Raw genomic sequence first — 19,889 nt, 5'->3', positions numbered from 1 at the left:
CCCTCAATCGATCCGCACTTCCCTGCGCAGCGCGGCGAGGATGTCGGCGATCGCGATGCCGTCCGCTTCCGCCTCAAAATTACGCAGCACGCGGTGGGCCAGCACCGGCAGCAGCATGGCGCCGATATCCTCGCGGGTGACGGCCAGGCGGCCATGCATCAGTGCGCGCGCCTTGGACGCCAGCACCAGTGCCTGGCCGGCGCGCGGTCCGGCGCCCCAGCCGATGTGCTTGCGGATTGCCTCGACCGGCGAGTCGCCCGGCCTGGTCGCACGCACCAGGCGCGTGGCGTAGCGCAGCATGGGCTCGCCGATCTCGATGTCGCGCACCAGCTGCTGCAGGCGCAGAAGCGCTTCGAGCGTCATCGCCGGTTCGGCGTCGACCAGGCCGGCATGGGTGGTGGCGCCGACCATCGCCATCTCTTCATCCTCGGTCGGGTAGCCGACATCGATACGCAGCAGGAAGCGGTCGAGCTGGGCTTCCGGCAGCGGGTAGGTGCCGGCCTGCTCGATCGGGTTCTGGGTCGCCAGCACGAAGAAGGGCCGCGGCAGCTTGTGCGTCTGGCCGGCGAAGGTAACGCTGCGTTCCTGCATCGCTTCCAGCAGGGCCGACTGGGTCTTCGGCGGCGCGCGGTTGATCTCGTCGGCCAGCAGCACCTGGGTGAATACCGGGCCTTGCTGGAAGCGGAACACACGCTTGCGCGTGGCCTGGTCTTCCTCGAGGATCTCGGTGCCGACGATATCCGAAGGCATCAGGTCGGGCGTGAACTGCACGCGGCGGAACTGCATGTCGGTGGCCTGGGCCAGCGATTTGACCAGCAGGGTCTTACCCAGCCCCGGCACGCCCTCGACCAGCGCGTGGCCGCCGGCCAGCAGACAGGTGACGAGCAGTTCGATCACGTCCTTCTGGCCGATGATCACCTGCCCCATGCTTCGCTTCAGCCCGTCGACCTTCGCCACCAGGTCGGCGATCTCGTGTTCCGTCCATGCCGCTGCTTCTGCCACGATGCTACGCTCCTAACGCATATTGAATGATGTTGACCGCAAAGCGGGTGTTGTCGACCGCCAGCCAGCGCTTGTTGCGGAAGTCGTAGTCCCACTCGCAGCCGTAGTCCTTGTTCGAATACAGCACGCCGATGCGGCCGTTCACCTCGATGGCGCGCAGGTATTCGTGCACCAGGTCGTCGCCCCAGCCGTTCAGCTCCACCGCGGTGTTCGGCGGCCCGTCGAACTTGAAGAAGCTGGAATACAGGCGGTGCGTATTCGCGATCTTCTTCAGCGCCAGGGGTCCGAACATCTTCGCCAGCTCGGCCTCGAAGGACTTGGCGAACAGGCCGTCGATGTCGTGGTTGCAGTCGTCCACGAAGACGAAGCCGCCGCCCTTCACGTAGCGCTCGAAGTTGCGGCGCTCGGCGGGCGTGAACTGCACCAGCTTGTGCCCGGCCAGGTAGCAGAACGGCGCCTGCAGCATCTTCGGGTCCGACAGGGCGATCACGCGCTCGGCCGGATCCACGCGCAGGGTCGTGTATTCGACCAGCGAGTTGAGCACATTGCTGGGCATGCGGATGTCCACGTCCCAGTCGCCCGACTCGTACATCAGGCGCGTGAAGTAAAAATCGTAGACCACTGTCGAACCTAGACCGCGTCGGACAGCGAGGTAAAGTTGAAATCGCGGATCCGCATCGGCGGAATCACCATCTGGTAGGCCACCTCGTCCGGCCCGATGATCACCGGCTTGCCGAGTTCGTCGACGTTGTTCAGCATCGTGACCGGGCTTTCGTTGAAGCGGAAGTTCTTGATCGGGTACCTGATCTTGCCGTTCTCGACGTAGAAGGTGCCGTCGCGCGTCAGGCCGGTCAGCAGCATCGACTGCGGATCGACCATGCGGATGTACCAGGTGCGGGTCACCACCACACCCTTCTTGGTGCTGGCGATCAGCTCTTCGAGCGATTTGGTGCCGCCGGCCATGATCATATTGCCGGCGCGCGCGGTCGGCGCCAGGCCGTTCTTCTGTGCCCAGAAACGCGAGTACTCGAGATTGGCGACCTTGCCGTCCTTGATCAGGTCGCGGCGCTGGCGCGCCAGCATCGACTGCGCATCCCAGGGGCTGACCGGGACATCCTTGTCCCAGGGGTCGGACCAGACGTTGACCTGTTCGTCGAACAGCTTTTCGCCCAGGCGGTTGCCGCCGCCCTTCTTCGCCAGGAAGCTGCGGCCCTCGTCGGCCTGGCGTGCACCGAAGGCGCCGAACATGCGGCCCAGCAGTTCGGAGGTCGCGGCCGGCTCCAGGATCACGGTGTAGCGGCCCGGCTCCAGCGCCTTCGCATCCACGGAGCGCAGCGCCTTTTCCATCGCCACCTCGGCCGCTTCGCGCGGATCGAAGCGCTTGGCGTCGCTGGCCGAGCGGGTCACCCAGCCGGAGCCACGGCCATCCTCGGTGCGCGCGGTGCAGGTGAAATCGAGGCCGGTGAACTCGCGGTGGCCGAACAGGCCCTTCGAGTTGGCGATGGTCTCGAAGCCGGTGCTGTCGGTGAAGAAGCCGGCGGTGACCAGTTTATTCTTGCGCCCGGCGATGATCGCATGCGAAGCCACTTCGGCGCGGTAGTCCGGATCGATCGCTGCGGTCGATGCGAAGTATTCGCCGGTCGCCTTGAACTCCTGCTTGCCCGGGAGCGTCACATACTCTGGGTTTTCGGGCGCGAGGCGGGCGGTGTCCTCGGCGCGGCGCACCGCCTGCTCGAGCGACTTGTCGTCGAATTCGTTGCTTGTCGCGGTGCCCTGGCGCTTGCCGAAGGCGACGGTGACGGTCAGGCGCCGGTCCTCGTTCAGGCCGGCCGTGGAGACGCTGTTGCGGGCAAAGCGGATATTCCCGTTGCGGCTGCCGTTGATGGCGACGCTGCATTCATCGGCCTTCGAGAAGGACAGGACGCGGTCGCAGATTCGTTTGGCTTCTTCCTGGTTCAACTGTTTCATCTTGTCTCTCTCGTGTTATCCGATCTTGCGGCCGGTATTGATCACCCTGACGCCGTTGAAACGGGTGGTCGAGGCGCCGTGCGAGACCGCGCTGACCTGGCTCGGCTGGCCCTTGCCGTCGAAGAAGGAGCCGCTCATGCGCCAGTCGCGCTCGTCGCAGATGGCGCTGCAGGCATTCCAGAATTCCTGGGTATTCGACTGGTAGGCCACGTCTTCCAGCATCGGGCCGATCTTGCCGTCCTTGATCTCGTAATACAGCTGGCCGCCGAACTGGAAGTTGTAGCGCTGCTGGTCGATCGAGTAGGAGCCGCGGCCGAGGATGTAGATGCCCTTCTTGACGTCCGCCACCATCTCGTCCGGGGTCAGGCGCGCCTTGCCCGGCGCCAGCGAGACGTTCGGCATGCGCTGGAACTGCACATTGCTCCAGCTGTCCGCATACGAGCAGCCCTGCGATTCCTTTTCGCCGATGATGTGGGCCTGGTCGCGCGTGGCCTGATAGTTGACCAGGATGCCGTCCTTGATGATGTCCCAGCGCTTCGGCTTGACGCCTTCGTCGTCGTAGCCGACCGCGCCCAGCGAGCCGGGCGTGCTCTTCTCGGCGAAGAAGTTGACCTTGTCGGCGCCGAACTTGAATTTTCGGCTTTCCCATTTGTCGAGCGTGCAGAAGCTGGTGCCGGCATAGTTGGCCTCGTAGCCCAGCACGCGGTCCAGCTCCGTCGGGTGGCCGACCGACTCGTGGATCGTCAGGAACAGGTTTTCCGGCGCGATCACGAGGTCGTACTTGCCCGGCTCGACGCTTTTCGCGCTCAGCTTTTCGCGCGCCTGGCGCCCGGCGTTGCGCGCTTCCTCGACGATGTCGTAGCCGCCCTTGTACAGCGTGGTGACGCCGCCCGCGGCGCGGATCTTGTGCTCGGGACGGACATCGAACCATTCATAGCCCATGCCGACCGGCGGCGCCAGCCCCGCGCGCGAACGGAACTTGCCGGTCGCCTTGTCGACCGCGGTGGCGGTGAGCGGCGCCCACAGGCGGTGGATGTCCTGGTCGATGTAGGAGCCGTCGGTGGAGGCGAAATACTTCTGCTGGTTCACCTGGAACAGGTTGGACGTCATGAAGCTGGCGCCGGCATCGAGGCCGGCCTTGTTGGCGGCGATCAGCAGTTCGGCCTTCTCCTTCACCGGGACCGTGCGCCAGTCCTTCCTGATCGGCGTGGCCCAGGCGACTTCGCCGACTCCCCTGCCGTTGCCACCAAGTGGCGCCAGCTGTACCGGCTCGGTCTGCAGCCTGGCATTGGCGCGCGCGATCGCCACCGCCTGGCGCGCGGCGTTGGCGACGGCGTCGGGGTTCATCGCATTGGTGGCGGCGAAGCCGTAGGCGCCATTGGCGATCACGCGCACGCCGACCCCGCTCGACTCGGTATTGGTCACGCTCTGCACCGTCAGGTCGCGGGTGCTGATGAACTGGTTCAGGTAGCGCCCGATGCGCACGTCGCAATAGCTGGCGCCGGCCTTGGTGGCCGCGTCCATGGCGGCGTCGGCGAGCGCCTTCTTGAAGCTGGGCGGCATGCTGCTTTGCAGCTCTTCGGCGGCGATGGCGTTGCCGAAGACAGGGACCAGCAGGGCGCCGGCGGTGCCGGCGGCGAGGTGGAGGAAGGTACGGCGTTCCATTGAATCTCCAAGAATGCCCGTCGTTCCCGCGCAGGCGGGAACGACGGCTGCTACTTTTTTACACCGCGTCCGACAAGGACGTGAAGTTGAAGTCGCGGACCTTCATCGGCGGAATCGCCATCTGGAACGGCACTTCATCGCCGCCGATGATCACCGGCTTGCCGATTTCCTCGATGTTGTTCAGCATGGTCACCGGGCTCTCGTTGAAGCGGAAGTTCTTGATCGGGTACTTGATCTTGCCGTTCTCGATGTAGAAGGTGCCGTCGCGGGTCAGGCCGGTCAGCAGCACGGACTGCGGGTCGACCATGCGGATATACCAGGTGCGGGTCACCAGGATGCCCTTCTTGGTGCTGGCGATCAGGTCGGCGGTCGATTTGTCGGTGCCGGCCATGATGATGTTGCCCGGGGTCGCGGTCGGCTTCACGCCCTTCTTCTTGGCCCAGTACTGCGAGTAGTTCAGGGCGTTGACCTTGCCGTCCTTGATGATGTCCATGCGCTCGCGCGCGATCAGGTTCTGGGTGTCCCAGGGCAGCACCGGCACGTCCGGATTCCACGGGTCGGCCCAGATGTTGACCTGGCTGTCGAACAGCTTGTCGCCCAGGCGCGAAGCGCCGCCCTTCTTCGACAGGAAGCTGCGGCCTTCGTCGGTCTGGCGCGCGTCGAAGCCGAACAGCATGAAGCCGAGCAGCTCGGAGGTGGCGGCCGGCTCCAGGATCACGGTGTAGCGGCCCGGCTCCAGCGCCTTCGCATCGACCGAGCGCAGCGCCTTCTCGATCGCCACGTCGGCCGCTTCGCGTGGATCGAAACGTGCGGCGTCGGTGGCCGAGCGCTTGACCCAGCCGGAGCCGCGGCCGTCCTCGGTGCGCACCGTGCAGGTGAAGTCCAAGCCGGTCTCGTCCTGGTGGCCGTACACGCCATTCGAGTTCGCGACCGAGGAGAAGGAGGTGCTGTCGGTGAAGAAGCCGGCGGCCACCAGTTTGTTCTTGCGGCAGGCTTCGATCGCGTAGGCGGCGGCCTGGGCGCGGAATTCCGGATCGATGGCGGCGGTCTTCTTGCTGAAGGTCTCGGAGCTGCGGTAGTTCTGCTTGGCGACGGCCGGCATGAACTCCGGATTCTCCGGCGCCAGCTTGGCCAGGTCTTCGGCGCGGCGCACGACTTTTTCCAGCGACTTGTCGTCGAACTCGTTGATGGTGGCGGTGCCCTGGCGCTTGCCGAAGGCGACCTGCACCGCGATATTCGTGTCTTCCGCCAGGCCGGCGGTGGAAACGGCGTTGCGCGCGAAGCGGATATTGCCCTGGCGGCTGCCGTTCACGTTGACGCTGCATTCGTCGGCCTTGGACAGCGACAGCACGCGGTCGCAGATATGCTTGGTTTGTTCCTGGGTCAGGATGGTCATGTGGGTCTCCCTGCCTTAGCCGATCTTGCGGGCGGTGTTGATGACGTTGATGCCGTTGAAGCGCGCGGTCGAGGCGCCGTGCGACACGATGGAAATCTGCGGCGGTTGGCCCTTGCCGTCGAAGAAGGAGCCGCCCATGCGCCAGTCGCGTTCGTCGCACAGCGCGGTGCAGGCATTCCAGAAGTCCTGGGTGTTCGACTGGTAGGCCACGTCTTCCAGCATCTGGCCGATCTTGCCGTCCTTGATCTCGTAGAACAGCTGGCCGCCGAACTGGAAGTTGTAGCGCTGCTGGTCGATCGAGAACGAGCCGTCGCCGACGATGTAGATGCCCTTCTTGACGTCCTTGACCATCTCGTCTGGAGTCATCTTCTTCTGGCCCGCCTGGAGCGAAACGTTCGGCATGCGCTGGAACTGCACATTGCTCCAGCTGTCCGCGTACGAGCAGCCGTCCGATTCGGTCTTGCCGATGATGTGAGCCTGGTCGCGCGTGGCCTGGTAGCTGACCAGGACGCCGTCCTTGATGATGTCCCAGCGCTTGCACTTGACGCCTTCGTCGTCGTAGCCGACGTTGCCGAGCGAGCCCGGGGTGGTCTTGTCGGCCACGATGTTCACCAGCGGCGAGCCGTAGTTGAATTTCTTCGACTCCCACTTGTCCAGGGTGGCGAAGCTGGTGCCGGCGTAGTTGGCCTCGTAGCCCAGCACGCGGTCCAGCTCCGTCGGGTGCCCGACCGATTCGTGGATCGTCAGCCACAGGTGTTCCGGCGAGAGCACCAGGTCGTATTTGCCCGGGGTGACGCTCTTGGCGGTCAACTTGCGCTTGGCGTCGCGGCCGGCCGCGCGCGCGTCCTCGACGATGTCGTACGACTTGGTGTACAGCGTGGCGATGCCGCCGGCGGCCTTGATCTTGTCTTCCTTGCGCGCGGACAGGTATTCGTAGCCCATCCCGACCGGCGCCGACAGGCCCTGGCGCGAGCGGAATTTGCCGGTCGCCTTGTCGACCGCGGTCGCGGTCAGCGGCGCCCACAGGCGCTGGATGTCCTGGTCGATGTAGGAGCCGTCGGTGGAGGCGAAGTACTTCTGCTGGTTCACCTGGAACAGCATCGACTGCATGAAGTTGGCGCCGCCGTCCATGCCGGCCTTGTTGGCGGCGATCAGCAGCTCGGCCTTTTCCTTGATCGGCACGGTGCGCCAGTCCTTGAGCACCGGCGTGGCCCAGGCCACCTCGCCCACGCCCTTGACCGGTGCAAGCTGCACCGGTTCGGACTGCAGCTTGGCGTTCGCCTTGGCGATCGCCACCGCCTGGCGCGCCGCGCCGGCCACGCCGTCCGGGGTCATGTCGTTGGTGGCGGCGAAGCCGTAGGCGCCGTTGCAGACCACGCGCACGCCGATGCCTGCCGACTCGGTATTGACCACGTTCTCGACGTTCAGGTCGCGGGTGATCACGTACTGGTTGAGGTAGCGGCCGATGCGCACGTCGCAGTAGCTGGCGCCGGCCTTGGTGGCGGCGCCCAGGGCGGTATCGGCCAGCATTTTCCTGGCCGCGGCCGGCATCGGATTGAGCAGCTCTTCGGCGGCGATCGCGCGGCCGAAGACGGGCACCAGCATCGAGCCGAAAGCCAGGCTGCTGATGTTGAGGAAGGTACGGCGTTCCATGACGTCTCCTGAGGTGGACAGTGGCCCGGCGGGCGGACCGCTCTGGTTTTTATTGCGCTTGTCTTCTTCTCTAGCTGCTGAACCATATCAGCAAGCAAAGTTTTTGAATAGGCAATCTTTATGCCATGCGCCTGAGTGTCCGCTGCCGGAATGAGGCTGCCCGGGAGTGTCCGGCTGGCGCGTGTCCGCCCGTGTCCGGGCAGTGTCCGCCGGACGCGTTTGATACGTATGCAATCTTTACTTGACGACAACTATCGACTGGCCGATGATCGTCGCGCGGCACCGGCATGGCGTCGGCGCCACCGATCCTGGAGAAGAACATGAAACGATTCATCCTGGCCGTCCTGCTGGGCGCTGGCCTGGCCGGCACGGCACTGGCCGACAAGGCGGACGACAGCCAGCTGCGCGCCGCCATCGCGGGCAGCCAACGGAGCAGCGCCAACGTGGCGCGCGATAGCTGGCGCCATCCCTACGAAACGCTCACTTTCTTCGGCATCAAGCCGACCATGACGGTGGTCGAATTGCTGCCGGAAGGCGGCTGGTACACCGAGATCCTGGCGCCCTACCTGCGCCAGGACGGCAAGCTGATCGGCGCCGGCGCCATCTCCAGGACCTTGCTGGAGTCCAACCCGGCGGTCTATGACAAGGTCGTGCGGGCCCCCTTCAGTCCGCCAAAGGGCGTCTACGACTTCGCCCCGCCGAACAGCGTCGACATGGTGCTCACCTTCCGCAACGTGCACAACTTTGTCGACCTGGGCGACGACAAGGTCAAGGACATGTTCAAGGCGCTGTACACCAGCCTCAAGCCGGGCGGCGTGCTGGGCGTGACCGACCACCGCCTGCCGGAATCCATGCCGCAGGATGCCAAGGCCACGAGCGGCTACGTCCACGAGTCGTATGTGATCAAGATGGCCGAGAGCGCCGGCTTCAGGCTGGCCGGCAAGTCCGAGATCAACGCCAATCCGAAGGACAAGGCCGACCACAAGGGCGGCGTGTGGGCGCTGCCGCCGACCCTGACCAACCGCGACGAAGACCGCGCCAAGTACCAGGCCATCGGCGAGAGCGACCGCATGACGCTCAAGTTCGTGAAGCCGTGATTGTCACGCGGCGGTGAGTATTTGTGAACTTTTACGCAGCTTCACGGTGTATAGTCGATCCGCAATCTTTTACATTTAAGAAACGCATGACATTTTCCCGTATCGCTGCAGCAGTCCTGCTCGCCGCCGCCAGCCTCGCCGCCCAGGCGCAGGACAGCAAGGCCAAGGCCGCGCCGACCGCGCCCGCCATCGCTTCCCACGTCGAGAATTCGGTCGTCAAGATCTTCTCGACCCTGCGCCGGCCCGACCCCTACAAACCGTGGACCAAGGCCACGCCGCAGGACGTCACCGGTTCGGGCGTGATCATCGAGGGCAGGCGCATCCTCACGAATGCCCACGTGGTCGGCTATGCCAGCCAGGTGCAGGTCCAGGCCAGCGAGGACGGCGACAAGGTCGGCGCCACGGTGGTGGCGGTGGCGCGCGGCATGGACCTCGCCCTGCTCAAGCTCGACGACGAATCCTTCTTCGACAAGCATGCGGCGCTGCCGCGCGCGAGCGTGCTGCCGGATGTGCGCGAGCAGGTGTTCGCCTACGGCTACCCGGTCGGCGGCAGCTCGCTGTCGATCACCAAGGGCATCGTCTCGCGGGTCGAATTCGTCCCCTACGGCTACGGCAACGCCGGCCTGCGGGTGCAGATCGACGCCCCGATCAACCCCGGCAACAGCGGCGGCCCGGTGATTGCCGGCGACCGCATGATCGGCCTGGCCTTCTCCGGCATCGCCGGCGCCAACAACATCGGCTACGTGATCCCGAACGAGGAGATCGAGCTGTTCCTGAGCGACGTCGCGGACGGCCGCTACGACGGCAAGCCGCTCCTGCTCGACTCGATCCAGACCCTGGAAAACCCGGTGCTGCGCCAGTACCTGAAGCTCGACAAGTCGGTCGAGGGCGCGATCGTGCACCGCCCGCACCGCAGCGACGCCGCCTATCCGCTGAAGGAATGGGACGTCATCACCCGCATCGGCGACTACCCCGTGGATAACCAGGCCATGGTCAAGCTGGGCCCGAACCTGCGGGTGCGCTTCCAGTACCGCGTGCAGCAGGTCGCAAAGGACGGCAAGGTGCCGCTGACCGTGATCCGCGATGGCAAGACCCTGCAGCTGCAGGTGCCGGTGAGCGGCCCGCGCCAGCTCCTGATCCCCGACCTGCACGGCGGCTACCCGTCCTACTTCGTGTATGGCCCGATCGTGTTCTCGCGCGCTACCGCCGAATACCTGTCCTTCATGAACACGAATGCGTCGGCGCTGAACGCCTTCGCGTTCAACGCCAGCCCGCTGGTGACGCGCCGCGGCGAAGCCCCCGATGCGCAGCACGAGGAACTGGTGGTGATCAGCTCGCCCTTCTTCCCGCACAAGCTGGTGGCCGGTTACAGCAACCGCATGGGCTCCGTGGTCGAGTCGGTCAACGGCGTGCCGGTGCGCAGCCTGCGCCACCTGGTGGCCCTGCTGCGCGACCTGAAGGACGATATGCTGGTGATCCGCTTCGACCAGCGCGAGGGCGAGACCATGGTCCTGCCGCGCAAGGAGATGCTGGGCGCCACCGAGAACATCCTGTCCGACAACGGGATCCGCTCCCAGGGCTCGCCGGACATGATGGAAGTCTGGAACGGCAAGAAGATCTGAGCATGGCAAAACTGCAGCAGCGGACCGTCCGCTTGTGCGCCGTCCTCGCGGCGGCATCGGTGCTGGGGGCCGGCGCCGCCAACGCGCCCGGCGCGGCGTCCGCGCCGCTGGCGCCGGACCACCTGATGGCCCTGGCCTTCCCCGGCTGGACGGACCATCCTTCGGCGCACGTGCAGACCGTGTCCCTGCCCGGCCCGGCGCCGGGTGCGGGCCGGGACGGCTGGAGCGCCGGACAGGTACGGGTGATTGCCGAACCAAAGCTGGTGCTGCGGCTCGACAACGGCCGCCTCATGTTGATTGCCGGCCTGGCGCCGGCCGGCGAGGACGGCAAGCCGGCGGCTTCCCAGCTGACCCCGATGGCCCTGGCTTCCTACCAGTTCGAGCAGCGTGGCGGCGCCTGGACGCTGATCGGACGCCAGGGCGTGTTCGCCTGGCGCGGCTTCAATGGCACGGCGAATGTGCAGGCGGTCGCGCTGTCGGCGCAGCGCCAGGGCATCGGCATCGAATACGGCAGCTGCTGGGATGGTTATTGCGGCACCTGGATGGCGCTGTACGAAGTGGACAAGGGCGCGGTGCGGCGCGAGCCGGCGGTCGAGCTGGCGCTGTCCGGCAGCAATGCCGACAGCACAGCCGACTGCGCGCGCCGCCTGCAGCCGCTGGTGAAACCTGGTACGCCGGCGCTGGCGTCGGCGCCGGTTTCCGCGCCCGCCGGCGGCCGGCCGGACAGCCATGACTGCTACGCCATCGAAAGCAGCTGGACCGTCGACGCCTCGCACGAGCAGCCGGGCGACCTGGTGGTCCGCTACCAGGGCGCGATGAGCCGCGCCGAAGCCTACCTGGCGCCCCCGGCGCCGGTCGACCAGCGCCAGGTGCTGCGTTACGGGAGCGGGAAGTACCGGGCGGTGTCGGGCTTTAACCCGGTGCCGCCGATCTGAGCCCGCCCCCGCGCAGGCTTACTTCTTCACCGGCGTGAAGTTCAGGTCCTGGAAGTCGTAGCTGAAGTCGGTCTCGGTGGAGATCGGCTGCATCTTCATGCGCTCGATGCTGCCGTCCGGGTTCAGGGCGAAGGTCACGTAGGCGTCGGCGTTGAAGTTGCGCTCCTTCCAGTGCACGATGAAGGTATCGTGCTGGAAGTGCTCCAGCTCCCCGGTCAGGTCGGGCGTGCGCGACAGCGACAGCACCTGCTTGCCCCCCACGTGCTTGATGGAGGCGATGCCATACCACGGATCCTGGTAGTCGCCGTCGTAGGCAGTGCGCGGCAGCGAGGGCTGGGACTTGGCGGCGCGCGCGGCGCCGGTCTTGGCCAGGCGCGCCTGTTCCTTGGCGTGCATCTCTTCCTCGACCGCGGCGACGGCGCCGATCCAGTCGGTCCTGTCGTCGTGGTCCACCAGGCGCCCCAGCAGCTGCCACTGCAGCGCGTTCAGCGAACCGCCGCTCTCGGCATTGGTCAGGATCGCGATGCCCAGCTTCTCTTCCGGCACCATCACCACTTTTGAATAGAAGCCCTGCAGCGCGCCGCTGTGCAGGGCCAGCAGGCGGCCGTGGTAGTCGCGCAGCTGGAAGCCCAGGCCGTAGGCGGCGAAGTTGGCCTTGGTCGCGGCCAGCCTGGCGTTCGGTTCGCCGGTGCGCATCGGCGTCTGTGCAGTCCACAGCTCGCGCGCCTGCTTGGCGCTGAACAGGCGCGCTTCCTTGCCGTCGGCGCCCGCCTTGGCGCCTGCGGGCAGCTTGCCGCCGGCCAGCAGCACGTTCATCCAGCGCGCGATGTCCTCGGCGTTGGTGTTGATGCCGACCGCGCCGACCGCATTCGGCACCGGCATCGCCTTCACGGCGGCGATCCTGTCGTTGATCTTGCTGTGGGCGTTGGCGACGTTCGGGTTACCCGCGTTTTCCGCCAGGCTGGTGGTGGTGCTGGCCATGCCGACCGGCGCCAGGATGCGCTCGTGGATGGTCTCGCCCCAGGTCTTGCCGGACTTCGCGGCGATGATCTTGCCGGCCACGATGTACAGCAGGTTGTCGTAGGCGTAGCTGCTGCGGAAGCTGGTGCTCGGTGCGATATAGCGCAGCTTGTGGATGATCTCGTCGGTCGAGAAACTGGTGGTCGGCCACCACAGCAGGTCGCCGGCGCCCAGGCCCAGGCCGCTGCGGTGGGTCAGCAGGTCGCGCACCGTCATCTCGTGGGTCACGTAGGCGTCGTACATCTGGAAGTCCGGCAGGTGCTTGGTGACCGGATCGTCCCAGGCCAGCTTGCCCTCGTCGACCAGCATCGCCAGCGCCGCGGCGGTGAAGGCCTTCGAGTTCGACGCGACCTCGAACAGGGTCTTGCCATCGACCTTCTCGGGCGCACCCAGCTTGCGCACGCCGAAGCCGCGCGCGGTCAGCACCTGGCCGTCCTTGACGATGGCGATGGCGATGCCCGGCACGTCGAACAGCTTCATGACGCGTTCGACGTCGGCGTCGAGACTGGCGAGCTGGATCGTCGCCGGGCTGGCCACGGCGGCCGATGCCGGGACGGCGGTTGGAGCAGAGGCGGGAGCCTGCGCCAGGGCGGCGCCGGAGAATGCGATCAGGAGGGCTGCTGCGATGCGGTTCATGGAGAGCACGGGTAGATCCTTGACTGGAAGCTGGGCTGAATAAACGGAGCGCGAGCAGGATAGCACTTCGGTCCTTGTCCCGATAGCTTTCAAGGCTGCTCCTCCGGTAACTGGTTGACCCACACCGGCGCCGACCACGATACCCTGCCGTCGTCCTGGGTCAGCTTCGCGTAATAGAAATGTCGGCCGGGCGAGGGCGTGACCGTCACCGAGGCCTCGCCGGCCAGCTGGGTCACCGCGCCGTTCCGGCCCGGCACACCCTCCATGATCGCCACCGATGCCGCGCGCCGGCCGGCGCCGTTCGCGAACTGCACACTGAATCGAAGCGGCCCGAGGTTGTCGAAACGCTCACCCATCAGGTGGCCGTTGGCACTGAAGACCAGCTGCGATTCCTTGTCCATGGTCGCGAACACGCGCCGCGCGCGGACCGCGGCGACAAAGCTGTCGCGGGTCAGCGCCTCGCCGTTCGGGACCAGCACCGCGGTGCGGTTGGTATAGGCGGCGCCCCAGTTGGCGCAGTGATTGTCCTGGTTGCTGCTGAAGGCCAGGTGATAACCCGCTTCCAGCAGCTTGTTGCAGGCCGCCTCGAAGCTGCTGCGCCGGGTTTCCGCTTCCTTGTCGTTGGTCGAGAAGGCCGAGGTGTTCATGACTTCGCACAGCGCCATCGCTTCGTCGCCATCCTCGGTGTAGGCCAGCGGCACGCCGTTCACCTTGAACTGGTCCTTCAGCGAAGGATGGTTGAACTGGCCGATCAAGCCCCGCCTGCGCATCAGCGTGTACAGCGCGCCATAGTCGCTGCGCGGGGTAGCGGCGTCGGCCAGCAGCTCGCCCCTGGCGTTCTTTTCCCAGCCCAGCAGCTCGTCGCTGTTGAAGATGTTCAGGTGGCCGCCATTGCTGATCACGCCCCACTCCATGCCGTACAGGGCCAGGAAGTCGCGGTGCCCTTGGTTGAAGTCGCGCGCGGCCTGCAAGCCGGCCTGGTACAGCGCCTTCGCTGCCGCAGGATCGGCGCCGCCATTGGTGCCGTCCGAGCCGTCGAACATGTGGTTGTGCTCGGAGACCATCAGCATGTCCAGGCCATGCTCGCGGGCGTAAGGAAAGGCCGCGTCCGGCCCGAAAGGCGCGGTCTGCGGGTCCTGCGCGCCGCGGCAAGCGTCGAGGGCGGCGCCGCCGTCGCTGTCGCGGGTCTGGCTGTGCAGGTTGCCGTAATAGACGGTGTAGGGCAGCGCGTCCGGCGCCGGCGCGGCCTGCAGGACCGCGCCCCGGCTGCGCAAGGGAACGAAACCCGGCAGCGCGGGCGCGGGCGGGCTGCCGACGACGATGTCCCAGGACTGCTCGACTTCCTCGCTCCCGGCCGCGGCGTGCAGGCGCACCCGGTACACGCCGGGCGCCAGCGAGCGCCTGGCCGGCGCGTTTCCCTGCAAGCCTGGCCAGCGCACCGGCACGTCGACCGGACGGCCGGACAGGGTCGCCTGCCCCTGCCAGCGCCGCACCGGCCGGCCCGAAGGCGCCACCAGCTCGAGGCGCCAGTGCACATCGCGGCGCCCCAGCAGGCCCGGGTAGTCGAAAGACAGGGTGAAGGTGCGCGCGTCGAGACCGCGGCGCTCGCCGTGGTAGGGCGCAGCGAGCGTCGCCTCGAACTCCTGGTGCTCATGCCGAGCTGGAGCTGAAGGTGGAGCAGCGGCGGCGGCGGTGAAGTGGGAGAAGCTGGCCGCTGCCAGTACGAGGCAGCGGGTCCAGGCCAGGAAGGGGGATGGGGATGAGGTTTTCATGATGCAATTTTTGCAATTGCATCAAGCCCCCATCTTGATCATCGGATCATGCCGATGTCAAATTGTTATTAGTTAATTGACAAAAGTACAGCCAGCTCAGAAATGGTACTCGGCGCGCACCATCGGCGTGCTGGCGCGCTGGCCGCGGTTGCCGGTGGTGGCCGCGGTGTTGCCGAACTTGTTGTTCCAGAACTGGTATTCGAGGCCGACGCGGAAGCGGTTTTTCGGCTGGCCGAAGCGGCTGCCGATGTCATACATCAGCTGCATGTCGAGGTTGGTCTCGGCGCCGGTGCCGTTGCCGACTTCATCCCTGCCCTTGGCGGCGATGTAGTTCAGGTAGCCCTCGAAGGACAGGCCGCTGGCCCAGCTGTCCGGGATCGGGATGCCCCAGCTGGCCGAGAACATCGGGTGGTAGTCGTAGGTATAGCGGCTGCGCACTTCCGAGATCGGCGGGAAGGCGCCGCTCGGCGCATTGCTCTCGCGGAGCAGCAGGATGCCGGTGTTGAGGAAGCCCGGGACGTCCCACATCAGGGTCGGACCGGCGACCAGCATGCGCTTGCGCGAGTTGTAGCCGACGTCGTTCTTGGTGTTCCAGTCGAAGCCCAGCACCAGGCCCAGGCCCTTCACCGGACCGTAGCTGATCGGGGCGCCGCGCAGTGCGCCGATGTCGAGCGTGTGGCGGTAGACGATATAGGCTTCCTGCGCGCCTTCGGTCTGGTTCAGCGAGCCCGGGTCGTTGCTGTCGGACTGCAGCAGGTCGATGTTGAAGTAGTTCGAGCCGTACTTGTAGCCGCTGGCGTGGGTCAGCGCGAAGATGTTCTTCTTGATGTCGGACGGGTTGAAGGGCTCGCGGAAGCGTTGTCCGTAGCGCCAGCTGATCGCCGTATCGCTCCAGTCGGCGGCCGTTGCCGGCAGTGCGGTGCTTGCGGCAATGGCCAGGAATCCGAACGCGGCCAGGGCCGCGACGCTCGTACGTTCGCTCATCTTGTTCTCTGTTTTCGTGAAGTGGGGGTTATCGGCATGCCGAGATAACGCTAGTGTAGCTGGAAGCCCCCCCGCCGTTAAGGGCTTGTGGCGTGAATGCCAAAGCCCTGCCGGTGCGTGATGCGTTGTACGACGAGACGACGCAACGCCGCCATGAGGGTTTTTTAGACGCTCAAGGCCAGGCCGCCGGCCAGGCTCCAGGCCTGCGCATGTCCCAGGCGCTGCAGGCACAGCGCCGCCCGCGCGCTGCGGTTGCCGCTGCGGCAGACGAATACCAGCGGACGCCGCGGTGCGGCCAGCAAGCCGCCCAGATGCTCGGCCAGGCGCGACAGCGGCACCGCCTGCGCCTCGATGCCGTGCAGGCGCATGCCGCCCGCTTCGCGCTCGCAGGCTTCGCGCACGTCGACCAGCAACGCATCCTCGTGCGCGCGCAGGAAGGCGTGCAGGCGCTCCGGCTGCAGCTGCTGCACCGCTTCCGATTCCGCCTGCGCCGACGCTGCCGCGCGCTGCCGCGCCGCCGTGCCGCAGGAGACGCCGCCGATGTCGGCGCCATGGCACAGCACCGTCGCGCCATCGATCAGCCGCGCCAGGTCCTGCAGGTCCGCTTCGCGCAGCGCGATCCCGCCGGTGAAGGCCAGGCGCACCGCCGCGGCGTCCAGCCGGCCGCCGCGCGCGGGGCCCAGCAGGTAGGCGGCGCCGCCATCCGCCATCGCCAGCCGCACCAGCACCTCGTCGCCGATCGCGATCGCCGGCGCGGCGCGGCCGTCGGCCAGCGCCACCGTCTCGCCGGCGCCGTCGCGTGGCCAGCCGAGCGCGCCCGTTTCATGACTGTCCAGGCCGAGGGCCGTGCGCAGGGCCGCGCGCGCATCCGCGCCGCTCGGGTCGGCGCCGGTGCCCAGCACGGCCAGTACGCGCAGGCCGCTGCCCCGGACCTGGGCCGCGATCCGCGCCGCCATCCCGGCCGGCGGATCGATCAGCACGCAGGCGCCGGCAACGGCGTCGAACGGGATCCAGCCGTGCTGTCCACCGGCGCCGAGCTGCAGCAGGCCGCGGCTGTCGCCGCTGAAGCGCGACGGCGCCAGCGCCGGAAGGCGCGCCGCCTGGCCGCAGCGGCGGATCCGCGCGCAGGCTTCATCGATGAATTCCTCGGTCGCCAGCGGCCCGAAGGACAGGCGCACGGCGCCGCTGGCGCGCCAGGACGGCAGGCCCATCGCCTCCAGCACGTAGCTGGGCGCGGCCTTCGCCGCCGAGCAGGCCGAACCCGCGCTGACGCGCACGCCGGCGGCGTCGAACAGGTCGAGCAGGTCCTTGCTGGCCATGTCCGGCACCGCGAAGTTCAGGGTGGTCGGCAGCGTCAGGTCGAAGGGCGCGTTGAACACGATGCCGGGAAACGCGTCGGCCAGGCTGGCCGCCACGCGCTCGCGCATTGCCGCCAGTTCGGCGTGACTGCGGAAGGTCGTCCCCTCTTCCAGCGCGGCCAGCACGGCGCCCAGCGCGGCGATGCCGGCCATGTTCTCGGTGCCGGAGCGCTGGCCCGCTTCCTGGCCGCCGCCGATCATCAGGGGCGTGTAGGGCGCGCCCTCGCGCACGTAGAGCATGCCGATGCCCTTCGGCGCATACAGCTTGTGGCCGGAGAACGGCGCGTAGTCGATGCGGGTGTTCGCCAGCGTCAGCGGCAGCTTGCCGAGGGCCTGCACGCAATCGACCATCCAATAGGCGCGCGGCGCATGCTCGCGCAGCACGGCGGCGATGCCGTCCAGGTCGGAGACGGCGCCGGTCTCGTTGTTGGCGGCCATGGTGCAGACCATCGCCGCGCGCGGCGCCAGTTCGCGCAGCAAATCGAGGCGGTGGCGGCCGGCGCCGTCGACCGGCAGCGCGCACAGGGTCAAGCCGGTAGCGAGCAGGCGGTTCCAGTGCGCCAGGCTTTCCGACACCGCCTTGTGCTCGGTGGCGCCGTAGAGCAGCAGGTCGCCGCAGGCCTCTCCCGCGGCCTGCCGCTCGCGCACCGCGCACAGCGCCGACAGCACCGCGGTCTGGATCCCCTCGGTGGCGCCGCTGGTGAACAGCACCCTGCCCGTTTCCGCGCCCAGCACGCGCCGCGCCCGCGCCCGCACTGCGTCGAGCAGGGCCCGGGCGCGCAGGCCGGTCGCATGGCTGCTGCTCGGATTGCCGAAACAGGCTTCCATCGCGTCGAGGGCGGCGCGGGCGGCGGCAGGCAGCACCGGCGAGGTGGCGTTGGCGTCGAGGTAGAGGTCGTGACTCATGAATTAAATCTCGGAAAGATTGCTAAAAACAAAAAATAATTTGCGCACAAGGGGCTATAGTTGAGTAATATGTTAGGGGCTGACGCAGAATAAGATGTACTAAAATTCCTTAGTTTTCGCTTCAAAGAAGAACTGACATTCTCATTCTTACTGCATAAACCAAATGAATTCACTCGACAAATACGATTGCGCGATTCTTGCCGCCCTGCAAGCGGACGCTACCCTGTCGATTTCCGGTCTGAGCGAGAAAGTCGGGCTGTCCAGCACTCCCTGCTGGAAGCGCGTCAAGCGTCTGGAGGAAGAGGGTTATATCGAGAGTCGCGTCAGCATCGTCAACCGCAACAAGGTCGGCCTGCCGGTCACGGTCTTCGTCAGCGTGCGCGCCAAGGAACACGACGAAAAATGGCTGGAGCGCTTCGCCGCGGCCGTCGTGTCCCTGCCCGAGGTGCTCGAATTCCACCGCATGAGCGGCGACATCGACTACCTGCTGAAGGTGGTCACCACCGACATCGAAGGCTACGACCGCTTCTACAAGAAGCTGATCAAGACGGCCCAGCTGGCCGGCGTCTCCTCGGCCTTCTCGATGGAACAGATCAAGTGCACCACGGCGCTGCCGCTGGAGCTGATTTCGCACGGGCTCGCCGCCTGACGCTGTTCCAGGCCTACCGAATCATGCGATGATGGCGCCCGTTGGAACATAACGGAGACTGGTAATGCCATCGAAATTCAAGATTGCGCCGCTGGCGCTGGCCGCGGCCCTGACGGCGTTCGGCGCTTCCGCGCAGGCGCAGGACCAGCTGGTGCGCATCGGCGTGAGCGGCCCCCTCTCGGGCGCGAACGCCTTCGCCGGCAAGGACAATGAAAACGGCGTGCGCCTGGCGGTCGAAGAACTCAACGCGCAGAAGCTGAAAGTGGGCGGCAAGCTGCTCCGCTTCGAACTGATGTCCGAAGACGACCAGGGCGACCCCAAGGCCGGCGTGAACGTGGCGCAGAAATTCGCCGACGCCGGCGTGAAGTTCGTGCTCGGCCCGTATAACTCGGGCGTCGCGATTCCCGCGTCGCGCGTCTACAACGATGCCGGCATGCTGATGTCGACGGTCGGCACCAATCCGAAGATCACCCAGTCGCGCTATCCGAACGTGTTCCGCATCGTCGCCAGCGACAACCAGGTCGGCGGCTCGATGGCGTCCTACGCGGCCAAGGAACTGAAGATCAAGACCGTCGGCGTGATCGACGACCGCACCGCATTCGGCCAGGGCATCGCCGACGAATTCGCCAAGCAGGCGCGCGCCTCCGGCCTGAGCGTGGCCGGCCGCGAGTTCACCACCGACAAGGCCAGCGACTTCGCCTCGATCCTGACCGCCTTCCGCGCGAAGAAGGTCGACGCGATCTTCTTTGGCGGCTATGCGCCGCAGGCGGCGCCGATGGCGCGCCAGATGAAGCAGCTCGGCCTGGCGAACGTCCGCCTGCTCGGCGGCGACACCCTGTGCAGCCCGGAGATGGCCAAGCTGGGCGGCGACGCCGTCGGCGGCAACGTGCTGTGCGCCCAGGCCGGCGCCATGCTCGACAAACAGCCCGGCGGCCCGGCGTTCAAAACCCGCTACAAGCAGCGCTTCCAGCGCGATCCGGACGTCTACGCACCGGCCTTCTACGACCAGACGATGTTCATCGCCCAGGCCATCAGGAATGCGAACACGGTCGACGCGGCCGCGGTAAGCAAAGCCTTGCACACCATGAGCTACCAGGGCGTGGCCGGCACCTATGGCTACGACCCGAATGGCAACCTGAAGAAGACTGCGGTGACGGTGTACACCTTCAAGGACGGCGCATTGGCGCCGCTGGCGAGCTATTGATCAACAAGCACCCGTAAAGACT

At 66.6% G+C, this 19,889-nt stretch carries 15 protein-coding genes; 5 read left to right on the top strand and 10 right to left on the bottom strand.

What is annotated here, in order from left to right:
- Positions 1-3: 3 nt before the first annotated feature.
- Genes AM586_RS16710 through AM586_RS16685 form a run of 6 tightly spaced genes read right to left on the bottom strand, consistent with a single transcriptional unit; the run spans position 4 to position 7,684 of the window.
- Positions 4-1,002 (bottom strand): MoxR family ATPase, encoded by a 999-nt coding sequence (locus tag AM586_RS16710; RefSeq protein ID WP_052234126.1) that lies wholly within the window; start codon positions 1,000-1,002, stop codon positions 4-6.
- A gap of 4 nt (positions 1,003-1,006) precedes the next feature.
- Positions 1,007-1,624, bottom strand: coding sequence for a DUF4159 domain-containing protein (locus AM586_RS16705; protein WP_052234127.1), 618 nt, complete (start codon positions 1,622-1,624; stop codon positions 1,007-1,009).
- An 8-nt stretch (positions 1,625-1,632) separates the two neighbouring features.
- Entirely contained in the window at positions 1,633-2,970 is a 1,338-nt protein-coding gene (locus AM586_RS16700) for a TldD/PmbA family protein (protein ID WP_052234128.1), read from the bottom strand.
- Between the two features lie 15 nt (positions 2,971-2,985).
- Positions 2,986-4,635: a TldD/PmbA family protein gene (locus AM586_RS16695; protein WP_052234129.1), complete on the bottom strand. Its 1,650-nt coding sequence runs from the start codon at positions 4,633-4,635 to the stop codon at positions 2,986-2,988.
- A 58-nt stretch (positions 4,636-4,693) separates the two neighbouring features.
- Positions 4,694-6,031 carry a TldD/PmbA family protein gene (locus tag AM586_RS16690; RefSeq protein WP_052234130.1) on the bottom strand — a complete coding sequence of 446 codons (1,338 nt, stop codon included), beginning with the start codon at positions 6,029-6,031 and terminating at the stop codon, positions 4,694-4,696.
- 15 nt (positions 6,032-6,046) lie between these two features.
- Positions 6,047-7,684 carry a TldD/PmbA family protein gene (locus tag AM586_RS16685; protein ID WP_060566617.1) on the bottom strand — a complete coding sequence of 546 codons (1,638 nt, stop codon included), beginning with the start codon at positions 7,682-7,684 and terminating at the stop codon, positions 6,047-6,049.
- A 320-nt stretch (positions 7,685-8,004) separates the two neighbouring features.
- Between AM586_RS16685 and AM586_RS16680 the strand changes: the two genes are divergently transcribed.
- The 3 genes from AM586_RS16680 to AM586_RS16670 all read left to right on the top strand — a co-directional run bounded on the left by AM586_RS16680 (position 8,005) and on the right by AM586_RS16670 (position 11,338).
- On the top strand, positions 8,005-8,781 hold the full coding sequence (locus AM586_RS16680; protein ID WP_052234372.1) for a class I SAM-dependent methyltransferase: 777 nt from the start codon (positions 8,005-8,007) through the stop codon (positions 8,779-8,781).
- Between the two features lie 86 nt (positions 8,782-8,867).
- Complete coding sequence (locus AM586_RS16675; protein WP_082439377.1) at positions 8,868-10,403, top strand: S1C family serine protease; 1,536 nt, start codon at positions 8,868-8,870, stop codon at positions 10,401-10,403.
- 2 nt (positions 10,404-10,405) lie between these two features.
- Positions 10,406-11,338, top strand: a complete 933-nt coding sequence (locus tag AM586_RS16670) for a hypothetical protein (RefSeq protein ID WP_052234131.1) — start codon at positions 10,406-10,408, stop codon at positions 11,336-11,338.
- Between the two features lie 18 nt (positions 11,339-11,356).
- Here the strand turns inward: AM586_RS16670 and AM586_RS16665 are convergent, their stop codons facing one another.
- The 4 genes from AM586_RS16665 to AM586_RS16650 all read right to left on the bottom strand — a co-directional run bounded on the left by AM586_RS16665 (position 11,357) and on the right by AM586_RS16650 (position 18,014).
- Complete coding sequence (locus tag AM586_RS16665) at positions 11,357-12,994, bottom strand: serine hydrolase (RefSeq protein ID WP_052234132.1); 1,638 nt, start codon at positions 12,992-12,994, stop codon at positions 11,357-11,359.
- Positions 12,995-13,083: 89 nt separating this feature from the next.
- On the bottom strand, positions 13,084-14,766 hold the full coding sequence (locus tag AM586_RS16660) for a CehA/McbA family metallohydrolase (RefSeq protein ID WP_052234133.1): 1,683 nt from the start codon (positions 14,764-14,766) through the stop codon (positions 13,084-13,086).
- 96 nt (positions 14,767-14,862) lie between these two features.
- The gene (locus AM586_RS16655) at positions 14,863-15,750 is read right to left on the bottom strand and encodes an outer envelope protein (protein ID WP_052234134.1); all 888 of its coding nucleotides are present in this window, start codon (positions 15,748-15,750) and stop codon (positions 14,863-14,865) included.
- Between the two features lie 164 nt (positions 15,751-15,914).
- Complete coding sequence (locus AM586_RS16650; RefSeq protein WP_052234135.1) at positions 15,915-18,014, bottom strand: aminotransferase class V-fold PLP-dependent enzyme; 2,100 nt, start codon at positions 18,012-18,014, stop codon at positions 15,915-15,917.
- A gap of 163 nt (positions 18,015-18,177) precedes the next feature.
- Between AM586_RS16650 and AM586_RS16645 the strand changes: the two genes are divergently transcribed.
- A complete protein-coding gene (locus AM586_RS16645; protein ID WP_052234136.1) occupies positions 18,178-18,663 on the top strand; it encodes an Lrp/AsnC family transcriptional regulator in 486 nt (161 codons plus the stop codon).
- Between the two features lie 64 nt (positions 18,664-18,727).
- Positions 18,728-19,867, top strand: coding sequence for a branched-chain amino acid ABC transporter substrate-binding protein (locus AM586_RS16640; RefSeq protein WP_052234137.1), 1,140 nt, complete (start codon positions 18,728-18,730; stop codon positions 19,865-19,867).
- Positions 19,868-19,889: the final 22 nt, after the last annotated feature.

Source organism: Massilia sp. WG5 (assembly GCF_001412595.2).
GTDB lineage: Bacteria > Pseudomonadota > Gammaproteobacteria > Burkholderiales > Burkholderiaceae_D > Telluria.
Note: the sequence above shows the minus strand (reverse complement) of the source record. Positions and strands in the feature narration are given on the sequence as shown.